We start from the raw sequence: 422 nt of genomic DNA on the forward strand, positions 1-422 counted from the left end.
ATCACTAGCATTCGAATACAATGTCACATCAGACAGGAATAAAATTGAGATTTTTGTTAACAACCGCTTATTTGAAACTATTGATACTTCTAAAGGAAATGGGCATAGAAACATAGCATTTATTCCCCTATCTCAAGGAATAAAGATGACCAAAGATAATTTTATTTGGTACCTACATCTAATCTTTTTTGGAATAGGCATTTTAATTTTTATTATAAAAGGAATGACTTGGAAGCTTAATCGAAAGAAAATTGCTATCCTACTTATACTGCTACTCGTAGAGCACACCATAATCTCTCTATCTTTTTCTTTATTCTATAGTGACCAACTGATTTTATTTAATTCAAGTTTCAACGAAATTAACCTTGTAAAACTAGTCCACTTGTTCTCTCTTCTGACTGTTGTTTGCATTGCAAGTTGGC

1 pseudogene is annotated in these 422 nt (G+C 31.5%); it reads left to right on the forward strand.

The features are described from left to right. Positions 1 to 145: 145 nt before the first annotated feature. Positions 146 to 422, forward strand: a pseudogene (locus C1E99_RS15195) (LTA synthase family protein); the annotation flags it as partial.

This window comes from Streptococcus suis (assembly GCF_002964045.1).
Classification (GTDB): domain Bacteria; phylum Bacillota; class Bacilli; order Lactobacillales; family Streptococcaceae; genus Streptococcus; species Streptococcus suis_U.